11 protein-coding genes are annotated in these 13,657 nt (G+C 39.1%); all 11 read left to right on the plus strand.

All coding sequences use genetic code 11. The annotated features are described in order from the left end of the window. The first annotated feature begins 2 nt into the window (after window positions 1-2). The gene (gene rsgA, locus E7413_02745; GenBank protein MBE7018780.1) at window positions 3-854 is read left to right on the plus strand and encodes a ribosome small subunit-dependent GTPase A; all 852 of its coding nucleotides are present in this window, start codon (window positions 3-5) and stop codon (window positions 852-854) included. 15 nt (window positions 855-869) lie between these two features. Next, window positions 870-1,505, plus strand: coding sequence for a ribulose-phosphate 3-epimerase (gene rpe / locus E7413_02750; GenBank protein MBE7018781.1), 636 nt, complete (start codon window positions 870-872; stop codon window positions 1,503-1,505). Between the two features lie 3 nt (window positions 1,506-1,508). After that, on the plus strand, window positions 1,509-2,126 hold the full coding sequence (locus tag E7413_02755; GenBank protein MBE7018782.1) for a thiamine diphosphokinase: 618 nt from the start codon (window positions 1,509-1,511) through the stop codon (window positions 2,124-2,126). A gap of 444 nt (window positions 2,127-2,570) precedes the next feature. After that, complete coding sequence (locus E7413_02760; GenBank protein MBE7018783.1) at window positions 2,571-5,027, plus strand: ATP-dependent Clp protease ATP-binding subunit; 2,457 nt, start codon at window positions 2,571-2,573, stop codon at window positions 5,025-5,027. A 55-nt stretch (window positions 5,028-5,082) separates the two neighbouring features. Then, window positions 5,083-5,745 (plus strand): MBL fold metallo-hydrolase, encoded by a 663-nt coding sequence (locus E7413_02765; protein MBE7018784.1) that lies wholly within the window; start codon window positions 5,083-5,085, stop codon window positions 5,743-5,745. After that, window positions 5,730-7,112 (plus strand): coproporphyrinogen dehydrogenase HemZ, encoded by a 1,383-nt coding sequence (gene hemZ, locus E7413_02770; protein ID MBE7018785.1) that lies wholly within the window; start codon window positions 5,730-5,732, stop codon window positions 7,110-7,112. The genes E7413_02765 and hemZ overlap by 16 nt, the downstream gene beginning before the upstream one ends. A gap of 16 nt (window positions 7,113-7,128) precedes the next feature. After that, on the plus strand, window positions 7,129-7,653 hold the full coding sequence (locus tag E7413_02775; GenBank protein MBE7018786.1) for an inorganic diphosphatase: 525 nt from the start codon (window positions 7,129-7,131) through the stop codon (window positions 7,651-7,653). Window positions 7,654-7,672: 19 nt separating this feature from the next. Further along, window positions 7,673-8,878 (plus strand): 6-phosphofructokinase, encoded by a 1,206-nt coding sequence (locus E7413_02780; GenBank protein ID MBE7018787.1) that lies wholly within the window; start codon window positions 7,673-7,675, stop codon window positions 8,876-8,878. Between the two features lie 11 nt (window positions 8,879-8,889). Then, a complete protein-coding gene (locus E7413_02785; GenBank protein ID MBE7018788.1) occupies window positions 8,890-9,621 on the plus strand; it encodes a class I SAM-dependent methyltransferase in 732 nt (243 codons plus the stop codon). A 44-nt stretch (window positions 9,622-9,665) separates the two neighbouring features. Further along, window positions 9,666-11,021 (plus strand): tRNA (N6-isopentenyl adenosine(37)-C2)-methylthiotransferase MiaB, encoded by a 1,356-nt coding sequence (gene miaB / locus E7413_02790; GenBank protein ID MBE7018789.1) that lies wholly within the window; start codon window positions 9,666-9,668, stop codon window positions 11,019-11,021. A 26-nt stretch (window positions 11,022-11,047) separates the two neighbouring features. Next, window positions 11,048-13,648 carry a DNA mismatch repair protein MutS gene (gene mutS / locus E7413_02795; protein MBE7018790.1) on the plus strand — a complete coding sequence of 867 codons (2,601 nt, stop codon included), beginning with the start codon at window positions 11,048-11,050 and terminating at the stop codon, window positions 13,646-13,648. Window positions 13,649-13,657 lie beyond the last annotated feature (9 nt).

A 13,657-nucleotide genomic window follows, 5' to 3' on the forward strand; every position in this document is an offset into this window, starting at 1 on the left:
TATTGACAAAAGGAATCGGAGGTTTTTATTACGTAGAAACCGAGAATGGCTGTTACGAATGTAAAGCAAGAGGTGTTTTCCGAAAAAACGGAATTACGCCAACGGTTGGTGATAAAGTTGAGATTTCTGTGGTCTCTGAGGAACAAAAAAAGGGAAGCCTTGATCATATTATGCCTCGGAAAAACCTGATGATTCGCCCAAGCATTGCCAATGTGGATCATTTTATCATTGTAGCACCTGCAAAATCTCCTGATTTTGATACCTTTTTCGTGGATAAACTATTGGTTTTTTGTGAACTGTATCAGATTGAGCCTTTGATTGTAATCAATAAAACAGACCTGAAAAAAGGAGAAGAATACGGCGATTTATATTGTCGTATCGGATATCCTGTGATTTACACCAGTACCCTGACAAGGGAAGGGATTGACGCTGTAAAGCAAAGTATTTTAGGTGGCATCAATGTGTTTGCAGGATTTTCCGGTGCAGGGAAATCATCCTTGCTTAATGAACTGATTGAGAACGCAGATTTAAAAACCGGAGAAATCAGTAAAATTACCCGTGGACGTCACACAACACGCCATTCGGAGTTGTTTCAGATTGCCCCGAATACGTATGTAGCGGATACTCCCGGCTTTTCTTCCTTGGAAATTGATTTTGCTATTTCTAATCTGGATGAAATGTTTCCGGAATTTCGGGATGTAGTGTGTCAGTTTAAAGGGTGTTCACATACAAAGGAAAAAGGTTGTGGTGTTTTGGAAGGGTTGCAGTCAGGAGAAATTGCACCTTCCAGATACCAAAGCTATGTGCAGATTTTTGAAAAAATCAAAGATATTAAACCTTGGCATAAAAAGTAGAGAGGAGAATGAAATATGGTAAAAGTTTCACCTTCGATGTTAGCAGCTGATTTCTCCAACTTACGGGAAGAAATGAAATCTGTGCAAACAGCAAATTTCTTGCATCTGGACGTGATGGACGGGCATTTCGTACCGAATTTAACGATTGGCCCTTGTGTGATTGCATCCATTCGTCCGCACTCAGATTTACCTTTTGATACCCATTTGATGATTGATAATCCCCTAAAATATATTGAACCATTTGCCAAAGCAGGTTCTGATTATATTACGGTTCATGTAGAACAGCCGGATGATATCAAACAATGTATTCGTTTGATCAAAAGTTTTGGTAAAAAAGCAGGTCTTGCACTTAGTCCTGACACGCCTGTGTCCGCATTAGCACCATATCTGGATGAGATTTCTATGATTACCGTAATGTCTGTTTATCCTGGATTTGGAGGGCAAAAATTTATTGAATCCAGTTACGAAAAAATCAAAGAAATCAGTAACATGATTCAAGACAAAAATATTTTATTGTCTGTTGATGGCGGAGTTGATTATGAAAATGTTCGCAAATTAGAAAAAGCGGGCGTCACCATGGTAGTTGCGGGAAGCACTGTTTTTGGTGATGAAAATCGTGAAGAAGCCATCCGTATTTTACGAGGAGAATAAGTTTTGAATATTTTGATTATATCAGCAGGAAATCATCATAATCCTGATAAACTTGCTGAGTATGCGAATGCCTCAGATTATATTATCTGTGCAGATGCAGGGTATGACCATGCAAAAGCATCAGGGATTATTCCCGATATCTTAGTTGGCGATTTTGATTCTTTAGCTGAAGAACCTGCTGATTGTTTAAAAAAGGTGAAATTGCCCGTTGAGAAAGATGAAACGGATACGCTGTATGCTTTGCGATTCGCTTTTTCCAAAGGCGCCAAGAACATTGTGTTATACGGGGGTATCGGTACTCGTTTCGACCATAGCTATGCCAACATTTGTTTGCTTCAGCACGCGATGGTGCGGGATGTTTCGATGGTCGTGACAGACGGCGCCACTGAAATTTATCTAACCGATTCCAAAGTAACATTAAAAGGGAAAAAGGGAAAAACACTTTCTGTTTATGCTTTTTCAGATACTTGTGAAGGAGTGACATTAAAAGGATTTTACTATCCTTTGGAAAATGCATTTTTAGATAAATATGATATTATCGGAACCAGCAATATTGTTACAGATGATGTTGCAGAAATTTCAGTATCGGAAGGGAATCTTCTGATTGTTTGTAACCAATAAAAGCCATATCAATATAATGATAGTAGAACTGTTGTTATTTTGGTATGGTTTTTTTATAGCCAAAAAGGATGGAGGTGCCACAAGATGAAATTTTTTCGCGGATGTTTTCCGCTTAGTTGGGGGTTGGTACTCTCTGCCCTGGGATTCGGAATTTTGCTCGCTTTAGCCGTTCCGCTGAGTATCATTGTGATTTTATTGTCTTGCATTCTGATCGGGGTGGGATGTGCTTGTTCATATCATCGAGGAAGACGTAGATTCTAATAAAAAAGGAGATTGGGTTATGAAAATTGTTGTTTACCGTCCGCCTAGCTACTTAAAAGGTTTGTTCCGATGGATTTTTCGGGTGAAAAAGTGAGAAAAAAGGGTTGCTTTGAGGCAGCCCTTTTTTCTTTGGTATTTTTCAAATAATTTTGGCTAAAATGGTAGGGAGAAGAGGTGCATTTTATGTTTGAAAAAAAGTTTACGGAAAAGGCAGCATCCGTTCTTAGCTATGCAGAACAACTGGCTCGTGAATTTTCTCAGAGTTATTTGGGCAGTGAACATTTATTGTATGGACTTTTTAAGGAAAAAAACGGGATTGCTCACCGTATTTTGTCTGCAAACGGGTTAACGGAAAGCAATATATATAAAAAAATCCAGGAAATTTATGGTGTTTCTTCTTCTGTTTATTCGGGAAAGGTAACATTTACGCCCAAAACCAAACAAATGATAGAGTTAAGTTTTCAGGAAGCAAAAGAAATGGGACATAATTATATTGGAACAGAGCATCTTTTGTTGGCTTTGTTGTCTTTGGAAGATTCCATTGCAGGAAGAATTTTGTTGCAACTAAAATTAAATCCTGAAAAAATGAAAAACGATATTTATGATATGGTATCAGGGGGAATGTTGCCTCCAAGTTTGGGCGAAAAAACAAAAAATATTCCCCATCCAAGAAAATCTACAGGAGACACGCCTTTTTTAAATAGTGTATCCAAGGATTTAACACAAATGTGTCTGGAGGGAACGGTGGATCCGGTTATCGGTAGAGAAAAGGAAATTGAACGAGTGATTCAGGTGCTTTGTCGAAGAACGAAAAATAATCCTTGTTTAATTGGGGAACCCGGAGTGGGAAAAACTGCGGTGGTTGAAGGGTTGGCACAAAAAATTTCAGATGGAGATATTCCTGATATTTTAAAAAATAAACGGATTCTATCATTGGACATCTCCTCCATTTTAGCAGGCACAAAATATCGGGGAGAATTTGAGGAACGGATAAAAAAAGCTATTGATGAAGCGAAAAAAAACGATCAGGTTATTTTATTTATTGACGAAATTCACAATATTGTAGGAGCTGGGGCAGCGGAAGGAGCAATTGATGCAGCGAATATTTTAAAACCTTTCTTAAGTCGCAGAGAAATTCATTTGATTGGAGCAACAACCTTCGAAGAATATCGAAAACATATTGAAAAGGATGCTGCATTAGAAAGACGATTTCAACCTGTTACTGTAGCGGAGCCGTCAGTGGAAGATACCATTCGTATTTTGGAAGGAATCAAAGACCGCTACGAAACTCACCACAATGTTAAAATTACAGAAGAGGCTATCAAAAGCGCCGCAGAGCTATCTCATCGGTATTTACGGGACCGTTTTCTTCCTGATAAGGCAATTGATTTAATTGATGAAGCAGCATCCCGTATGAAATTAAAGCTTCACACCGTTCCCGCTCATCTTCGTGATATGGAAACAAAGTTAAAAGGGGTACTCAAAGAGAAAGAAGAAGCAATTGCAACGCAGGATTACAGTCGAGCATTGATAATGCGTGATGAGGAAACTTCATTGAACCAAAATATTCAGATACAGATGGAGCAGTGGAGAGAGCAACGTCATTATTCCAAACAGGTTATCACAATAGAAGATATCAGTCAGGTTGTTTCGGAATGGACGGGAATTCCACTTTCAGGATTAGAGCAAAATGAACAGGAAAAATTGGTGAATTTAGAAGCTAAGCTTCAAGAAGAAATCATCGGTCAAGATGATGCAATCTTGGCTGTTTCAAGGGCGATCAGACGTTCAAAGGCAGGGCTGAATGATCCTGAGAGACCTTTAGGTTCATTTTTGTTTTTAGGTCCTACGGGGGTAGGGAAAACAGAGCTTTCAAAGGCGTTAGCCAAACAGGTATTTGGTATTGAAGATGCGATGATTCGTTTAGATATGTCGGAGTATATGGAAAAACACAGTATTTCCAAAATGATTGGTTCACCTCCCGGATATGCAGGATATTCTGAGGGAGGAAAATTAACAGAAAAAATTCGCCGTTATCCGTACAGTTTAGTTTTGTTTGACGAAATTGAAAAAGCTCATCCCGATGTGTTTCATTTGCTGTTGCAGATTTTAGATGACGGGATTTTAACCGATTCCTCAGGGAGAAGGGTCAGCTTTAAAAATGCATTGATTATTATGACATCCAATATCGGTGCCAAGGAATTGACAGAGGAAATTCGTCTTACGGGATTTCGTGAGCAATCAGACAATGAAAAGAAAAACCATGATGAACTGTCTCAAAGGGTGCTAAAAAAGTTGAATAAATATTTTCGCCCTGAATTTTTAAACCGTGTGGATGAAATGATTGTGTTTCGGAAACTCCTCAGCGCCGATATGAAAAAAATTGTTGAAATTTTATTAAAAAAACTTCAAATTCGATTGGAAAAGCAAGGGTATTTTATCACATTTTCCGAGGACATAATTTCTCATATTGCTAAGATTGGAGAGGACGCCAGATATGGAGCGAGACACTTAAAACGAGCGATCCAAAAGCAGGTGGAAGATTTTTTGGCAGAAACAATTTTACGAGGAGAAATTACCAAAAATGTTCCGGCAAAAATTATTTCAAAAAATGATAAAATCTGCTTGGAAAAAAATTGACAAAACGATAAAAATGGTGTATGATATATGATAGAAAAAATATAATCGGTGAAGTATGTACTTCTGCCGATTTTTTGAGGGATTTATGATGGAAATTAAAACAGTTGTCACAGGAAATATTGAAGAAAACTGTCATTTAGTGTGGGATGAAAACAAGCGTTGTCTTGTGATTGATCCTGGGGATGATAGCAGTCGTATTTTAAAGGTGATTTCAGAGCATCAGCTTTTGGTTGAAAAAATCGTTTTAACCCACGGTCATTATGACCATGTGGGCGCGGTGAATGAATTAAAAAAAGCTACCGGCGCAACTGTGATTGCACATTTGGAAGAAAAAGAACTGATTTTAAATCCCGAGTTATCTCTTGCGCGATATATCAGTTCTGATTTTTCAATTCCCCAAGTGGATTCCTATGTAAAAGAGGGAGACAAAATTTTGGTTGGCGATTTATCCTTTGCTGTAATGCATACACCGGGACACACCCAAGGCGGAATGTGCTTGTACGGTCACGATGTTTTGTTTTCAGGTGATACCGTGTTTTACGGAACCCTCGGCAGATGGGATTTTCCCACGGGAAATTTATCCAAATTGGTTCATTCTATCACCAAACGGATTTTTTCTTTACCCAATGAAACCGTGATTTATTCAGGACACGGTCCCAAAACCACTGTTGGTATGGAAAAGAAACAAAATGAGGTTTTAAGATGGTCATCAATCTGAAAAACGAAATAGAATCTTATCACTATGGAATTTACCATCTTTTAAAAATGATTTTCCCATTTGATGAGGTTGTTTGTAACCACGAAAATGCGGATTTGGATATTTCCTATCAGGTCCATGATTCTTTTGTGAAAATTACCTGCGGAGATAAAATTCATCAGGAACCGATTGTCAGAGATGATGTTTTGCTTACGCTAAAACGTGCTATCTATCGTGTGTGTAATGCAAACTTGCCTTTTGGTATTTTAACAGGAGTCCGCCCTTCTCAGACAGCGCTGAAATTTTCAGAAAACGTTCTTGACGGTTTATCTTCTGTGTATCTGGTTTCTCCCGAGAAAGCACGCGTGATGGAGCAATGTGCCAATCAGGTAATTGCAACAGGAAAAACATTATCTAAAAAAGAAATTTCTTTATATATTCACATTCCGTTTTGTCCCACAAGGTGCGGATACTGTTCTTTCACGCTGGAATATTTAAAACCTTATTCCTTGCTGATTGATGATTATTTTATTGCACTTCTTACAGAGGTTCGTGCCGTGATGGAAACCCTTTCGGAATGCTGTCTTACCTTAAACAGTGTGTATATCGGGGGCGGAACGCCTACCGTATTAACAGAAAAACAGTTAGAACAGTTAATCGGCACTGTATTGTCATTTCAGACTCCCAAAGAATTTTCGGTGGAAGCAGGCAGAGCTGACACCATTACTTACGAAAAACTATCCGTGTTATCCAAAATGGGAGTGAACCGCATCAGTATTAATCCTCAAACGTTAAACCAAGCTACTTTGGACCGAATCGGAAGACGTCACAGTGTTGAAGAATTTTTAAAAGCTTATGAAATGAGCAGAAAATTCTCTTTTGAGACGGTCAATACCGATTTGATTGCCGGGTTACCCGGAGAAACTTTTTTAGATTTTAAACATTCCTTGGACGGAATCTTAGAACTTTCTCCTGAGCATATTACCTTACATACCTTGTGCAAAAAGCGTACCTCTGATCTTCGGATGCAATCCGATTTAGAGCAGTATCGGGAAGCTGAGAAAATGCTTCAGTATTCTTACGATGTGTTGGAACCAACTTATGAACCTTACTATATTTACCGTCAGAAAAATGCGGTGGCAGGTCTGGAAAATATCGGTTTTATGAGAAATGGCAAGGTATGTAACTATAATATTTTTATGATGGAAGAAATTTCTTCCGTGGTGGCGGTTGGTGCAGGAGGAACTTCCAAACTGACCGATTTTGCTACCAAAAAACCCTTCTCCAAACTTCGTACCGACAAGCAGCCGGAACGGTATATGAGAGATTTAGATGAAATTATCAAAGAGAAGCAAACTTTTTTAAGAGAGGGAATCCCTCTCCTATAGAAAAGGAGAAAATCTAATGAATATTTGGCACGATATGAGTGATGCAAGAATCACTCCCGAAAAATTTTCTGCTGTGATTGAAATTGAAAAAGGCGGAAAAAACAAGTATGAACTGGATAAAGAGACCGGTCTTTTAAAATTAGACCGTGTGTTATACACTTCCACTCATTATCCGGCAAATTACGGTTTTATTCCCAGAACCTATGCCCAGGACGGTGACCCGTTGGATGTTTTAGTGCTTTGCACCGAAGGAATTTTGCCTATGACGGTGGTGGAATGTTATCCTATCGGTGTTATCAAAATGATTGATGATGGGGCGGTAGATGAAAAAATCATTGCTGTTTGCGAAAATGACCCCTATCATAACTCTTTCCGTGATGTATCGGAATTGCCCAATCATTTATTTCACGAAATCAAGCATTTTTACGAAGTGTATAAAATGCTTGAATATAAAGAAACCATTGTCAATATGGTGGAAGGTGCCGAAGTGGCAAAAAAAGTAATTGCCGATTGCATCGAAAACTACAAAAAGAATTTTTAAGACAGTAACATTGGAGGACATTATGAAGAATTTGTTGGTAGCACAATCGGGAGGGCCAACTGCAGCAATCAATGCAAGTTTGGCAGGCGTGATTGGCGGTGCATTAAAAGAAGAAGGTATTGATAAAATTTATGGTGCCGTTTACGGAATTGAAGGAGTGTTGAATGATAGCTTAATAGAATTAAACACTCTTGATTTAGACATTTTAAAGCAAACTCCTGCGGCATACTTAGGCTCTTGTCGAAAAAAACTTCCGAAAGTTTCTGATAACCCCGAACTGTATCAGCAGATTTTTTCTTATTTTTCAGAAAAAAACATCGGTTATTTTCTCTATATTGGCGGAAATGACTCCATGGATACCGTTTGCAAATTATCCGATTATGCAAAAGAACACGGTATCGATGTGAAAATCATTGGTGTTCCCAAAACCATTGATAATGACCTTGCGATCACAGACCATACACCCGGTTTTGGCTCTGCGGCAAAATATGTGGCAACCACCGTGGCAGAAATTGCCGAAGATAGTATGGTTTATGATTTGAAATCTGTTACCATCGTTGAAATTATGGGGCGTCATGCAGGTTGGTTGACCGGTGCAGCAGCATTGGCAAGAAACGAAAACAGAAGCGCACCTCATTTGATTTATTTACCTGAAGTTGCATTTTCCAAAGAACAGTTTGTCAATGATATTCAAAATTTATTTGAAAAGGGAATTCATCAAGTGATTGTGGCGGTATCCGAAGGGATTCACGATGAAAACGGCACTTTAATCTGTGAAGGCGGCACCAGTGCTACCGATTCCTTTGGTCACGCGATGTTAAGTGGTGCAGGAAAAGCGCTGGAAAACTTAGTAAAAGCGGAACTTGGTTGCAAAGCAAGAAGCGTGGAATTAAATGTATGTCAGCGTTGTGCGGCACATCTGTTATCCGAAACTGATGTTTTGGAGGCTTTAGCAATCGGGGAAGCAGGCGTAGCACAGGCTGTGGCAGGTCATAGCGGAGAAATGATGGTATTTACCAGAACTTCCGATAGTCCTTATCAGATGAAAATTGAATCTGCCGACATTCATAAAAGTGCCAACGTGGAAAAATGTGTTCCCGCTGACTGGATTATAAACGGTAATGATGTCACTGACGATTTAGTTGCGTACTTAAAACCTTTGATTGCTGGAGAGGTTGTCGTTCGTTTTGATGAAAACGGTCTCCCCAAACATTTATACAGATAGGATTTTAGAAAATGTATCAGGATTTTTCATATTACTATGACCAATTTGCCTATGATATTGATTACGGCAAATTTTATCGGTACTACAAAAAAATATTTGAAAAATTTTCCATATCCCCCAAGCTGATTTTGGATATTTGTTGCGGCACGGGAACCTTAACCCGTCTGATGGCAAAGGATTACGAAATGATCGGTGTGGATTATTCGTGGGAAATGCTGGATGTTGCCAGAGAGAAAGATCCTGATAACACCATTTTATATCTCAATCAGTCTATGACAGATTTTGAACTGTACGGCACGGTGGATGTCTGCTATTCTTCTTTAGACAGTGTGAATTATTTACTTTCAAAAGAAGATTTAATCAAGCATTTTAAATTGGTGCATAATTACTTAAACCCCGATGGGTTATACATATTTGATATTTCCACCATTTATAAATTTCGCCATATTTTGGGGAATAACACCTTTACCGACGAAACCGAAACTGAGTTTTTCGTGTGGCAAAATAACTATGAAGACCGTCTTTTAACCATGGATTTAGATATCTTCTATCAGGAAGAAAACGGTTCTTACGGACGTGTATCCGAAACTCATTACGAAAGAGGCTACACCATATCGGAAATCTCAAAAGTTGCCGAAAAATGCGGATTTAAAGTGGAAGGCGTTTTTGATGAATTCAGTTTCAAACCTGCCCACGCTAAAAGTGAACGGATATTTTTTGTAATAAGGAGCATAAAAAAGTGATAGAATTTGTTTCCAAAGAAATCATTGATACCCAAAAAGAATATATGAAAAATGTCCGCTTAAAAAATGAGGGGACGAAAAAAACTGCCGTGGTGGTTACATACGGTTGCGCTCAGAATGAAACTGATTCGGACAAGCTTTATGCAATGCTTATGCAAATGGGTTACGAAAAAGGCACCGATGAAAAAAAAGCAGACTTGGTAATTTATAACACCTGTTCCGTTCGTGAAAATGCGGAAGTAAAAGTGTACGGAAAAGTGGGCACCTTAAAAGCAAAAAAGAAAAAGAATCCCGATATGGTTATCGGTGTTTGCGGATGCTTGATGCAGCAGCCCCACGCCAGCGAACGCATCAAGAAAACCTTTCCTTTTGTGGATATGGTGTTTGGTACTCACGTAATTCATGAATTTCCTAAAATGCTACATCACGTGTTAACCGAAAGAGAACGTGTGTTCTCGGTAGATTCGGTAGACGGTGTGATTGCAGAGGGAGTTCCCGTGGTGTACGATAAGTGGTACAAGGCATCCATTCCGATTATGTATGGTTGCAACAATTTCTGTACCTATTGTGTAGTACCCTATACCCGTGGCAGAGAACGTAGCCGTAAATCCAAAGATATTTTATCAGAAATCAATACTCTTTGTGAAAAGGGCTTAAAAGAAGTAACCTTGCTGGGGCAGAATGTAAATTCCTACGGTAAGGATTTAGAAAATGATTTAGATTTCCCCGATTTATTAGCTGCAATCTGCCAAATTGACCAAATTAAACGAGTTCGTTTTGTAACTTCTCATCCTAAGGATTTAACCGATAAGTTAATTGCTGTGATGGGAGCTAGCAAAAAAATCTGCAACAGTTTGCATTTACCGTTCCAGGCAGGGAATAATCGTGTGTTAAAAGAAATGAATCGCCGTTATACCCGCGAGGATTATCTTACTTTGGTTGATAAAATCAGAACAGCAGTACCTGATATTGCATTAACCTCTGATGTTATTGTGGGATTTCCCGGTGAAACCGAAGAAGAATTCTATGATACCTTATCTTTAATCCGTGAAGTTCGTTTTGATAATTTGTTCACCTTTATCTATTCTCCCAGAAAAGATACCAAGGCAGCTTTGATGGCTGACCCCAGAACTTACGAAGAAAAATTAAAAAACTTTAATGAACTCTTAGAAGTGCAAACCGAAATTTGCAGAGAAGCCAATGAAGCGTATCTGAACAATACCTACGAAATCATTGATGAGGGCTTAAGCAAGAATAATCCCGAAATGCGTCAGGGCAGAACTACCACCAATAAGGTGATTAACTACAAAGCGAAAACAGACGTTAAAGAAGGGGATTTTGTAACAGTAAAGGTTACCGAAGTAATGTCCTGGTCCTTAGTGGGCGTTCAGGAATGTTAGAACAGGATGGATGAACGATTATGCAGATAGAAAAATTATCCCCGATGATGCAACAGTATTTCCAGATCAAAAAAGATTATGAAGATACCTTGTTGTTCTTTCGGTTAGGCGATTTTTACGAAATGTTTTTTTCGGATGCTATCACTGCATCCCGTGAGCTTGAAATTACGCTGACGGGCAGAGATTGCGGTCAGGAGGAGCGCGCACCGATGTGCGGCGTTCCCTATCACAGTGCCGAAACTTATATTTCAAGACTGATTAAAAAAGGTTATAAAGTTGCCATTTGTGAGCAGGTGACAGACCCAAAAGCAGCCAAAGGTATTGTGGAACGTGCGGTGGTAAGAATTATTACTCCCGGCACATTTTCCGATACCAATGCGCTGGATGAAAAATCCAATCATTATTTAGCGTCTGCTTATCTTACCAAAAAAGGAGCAGGGGTTACTTTTTGTGATATCACCACCGGGGATGTTTCCACCACAGAATTTAGGGGAAATGATTTTATCGCTCATTTAACCAGCGAACTTATCAAATATGCCCCTGCAGAAATTTTAGTAAATTCCGAAGCTTTGATACATAATAGTTTCCTTTCTTCCGTGAAAGAAAGAATCAACACCCGTTTTGAAACCGTGGACGACTCTGTTTACAGTTTCTCCAATATTGAAGAAACACTGTCCCGAAAATTTGAAGCGTTCTGGCAGAAAAAGGACGAACTCTTAAAAAAAGAACTGTCTTATTTCTCCTTGGCGGCTTGTCTTTACTATATCGATAAAACCCAGAAAACTGAGCTTCGTCATATCAGCGAGTTTGATTATTACGATGCCAACAGCTTTTTGGAAATTGATGATTGTGCCAAACGAAATCTGGAATTAACCGAAACCATGCGGGATAAAAAACGGTTTGGTTCTTTGTTTGGTGTGCTGGACGAAACCAAAACCTCTATGGGTGCCAGAATGCTCAAACGCTTTATTGAACGTCCTTTGGTCAATCGCACAGAAATTGAACGCCGATTGGATGCAGTGGACGAGTTAACCCGCAATCAGCCTGATGCAGATGCCATTCGCACGTTGTTAAAAGATATTCGAGATGTGGAACGTCTTCTCTCCAAAATTTCTTTGAAAACAGTGAACGGCAGAGATTTGTTGGCACTTCGTGATTCTTTCCGTGTGCTTCCCGAATTGAAAGAATTGGTTGGTAGATTTTCTTCTTCCTTATGGAAACAGATGGTTCGTGATTGGGATTCTTTAGAAGACATCTTTTCGGAAATTGATGCATCTATTTCCGAAGATGCGCCTTTGACCATTCGTGAGGGAGAGATCATCAAAGAAGGATACCACGAGGAAATTGACAAAATCCGTGCCATGAAGAAAAACAGCAAAACCGTTCTGCTGGAACTGGAAAACAAAGAACGGGAAAAAACCGGAATTGCGAAATTAAAAACAGGCTATAACAAAGTGTTTGGCTACTATATCGAAGTCACCAAATCCTATCAGGATTTAGTGCCTGATTATTTTATCAGAAAACAGACTTTAGCCAACTGTGAACGTTATATCACAGCTGAATTAAAAGAAATAGAAGAAGTGCTGTTAAGTGCAGAAGAAAAAATTACCGAACTGGAATATCAAGTGTTCTGTCAGATTCGAGAAATGATTTTCAATAATTCCGAACGTATCAAGAAAACTGCTGATTTGATTAGCTATCTTGATGTGTTGGGCTCTTTCTATGAAACGGCTTTAAAACATAATTACGTGAAACCTGAATTTAATTCGTTCAATCAAATTGAAATTTTAGATGGCAGACATCCCGTGGTGGAACAAGCAAGAAAAGATATTTTATTTGTGTCCAATGACACAAAATTGACCCAGCAACAGCATTTTGCTATCATTACAGGTCCTAATATGGCAGGGAAGTCCACCTATATGCGTCAAGTTGCTTTAATCTGCATTATGGCGCAGATGGGTTCTTTTGTACCTGCAAAATTCGCCTCTTTAACAGTGCTGGACAAAGTATTCACCCGCGTGGGAGCGTCCGACGATTTGGCGATGGGACAATCCACTTTTATGGTGGAAATGACCGAAGTATCCACGATTTTAAAAAACGCCACAAAAAACAGTTTGGTCATTTTAGATGAAATCGGTCGTGGTACCAGTACCTACGACGGTCTGTCTATTGCCTGGGCTGTGGTGGAATACATTTGTGAAAAAATTGGTGCAAAAACTTTATTTGCAACCCATTATCACGAATTGACCCAGTTGGAAGAAAAAATGAGTCCTGTGAAAAACTACTGTGTTGCTGTGAAAAAACGGGGAGACGATATTACCTTCCTTCGCCGTATTATTGAAGGCGGTGCAGATGACAGCTATGGGGTAGAAGTTGCCAAATTGGCAGGAATCCCCAATCAGGTGATCAAACGTGCCCAGGAACTGGTGAAAGACTTAGAGGGGGATAAAGATGCTATGAAACCGTCTTCTGCCAACGTTGTAACGGAAGACGACAGTCAATCATTTGCAGGCATTTTATCTATGAATCTGGTAGCGGAACTGAAAAAAACAGATGTTACAACGCTGACCCCTTTAGAAGCGTTGAATTTACTTAATAACTTGGTGAATGAAGCCAAAAAAATCTAAACAGGAGTA

This window comes from Oscillospiraceae bacterium, from assembly GCA_015068645.1.
GTDB lineage: Bacteria > Bacillota > Clostridia > UMGS1840 > UMGS1840 > SIG452.

Coding starts and splice junctions, on each gene's coding strand:
- E7413_02775 (MBE7018786.1), top strand. CDS start 7,129: ATGAATATTTGGCACGATATGAGTGATGCAAGAATCACTCCCGAAAAA.
- E7413_02765 (MBE7018784.1), top strand. CDS start 5,083: ATGTACTTCTGCCGATTTTTTGAGGGATTTATGATGGAAATTAAAACA.
- E7413_02785 (MBE7018788.1), top strand. CDS start 8,890: ATGTATCAGGATTTTTCATATTACTATGACCAATTTGCCTATGATATT.
- E7413_02760 (MBE7018783.1), top strand. CDS start 2,571: ATGTTTGAAAAAAAGTTTACGGAAAAGGCAGCATCCGTTCTTAGCTAT.
- hemZ (MBE7018785.1), top strand. CDS start 5,730: ATGGTCATCAATCTGAAAAACGAAATAGAATCTTATCACTATGGAATT.
- rpe (MBE7018781.1), top strand. CDS start 870: ATGGTAAAAGTTTCACCTTCGATGTTAGCAGCTGATTTCTCCAACTTA.
- miaB (MBE7018789.1), top strand. CDS start 9,666: ATGAAAAATGTCCGCTTAAAAAATGAGGGGACGAAAAAAACTGCCGTG.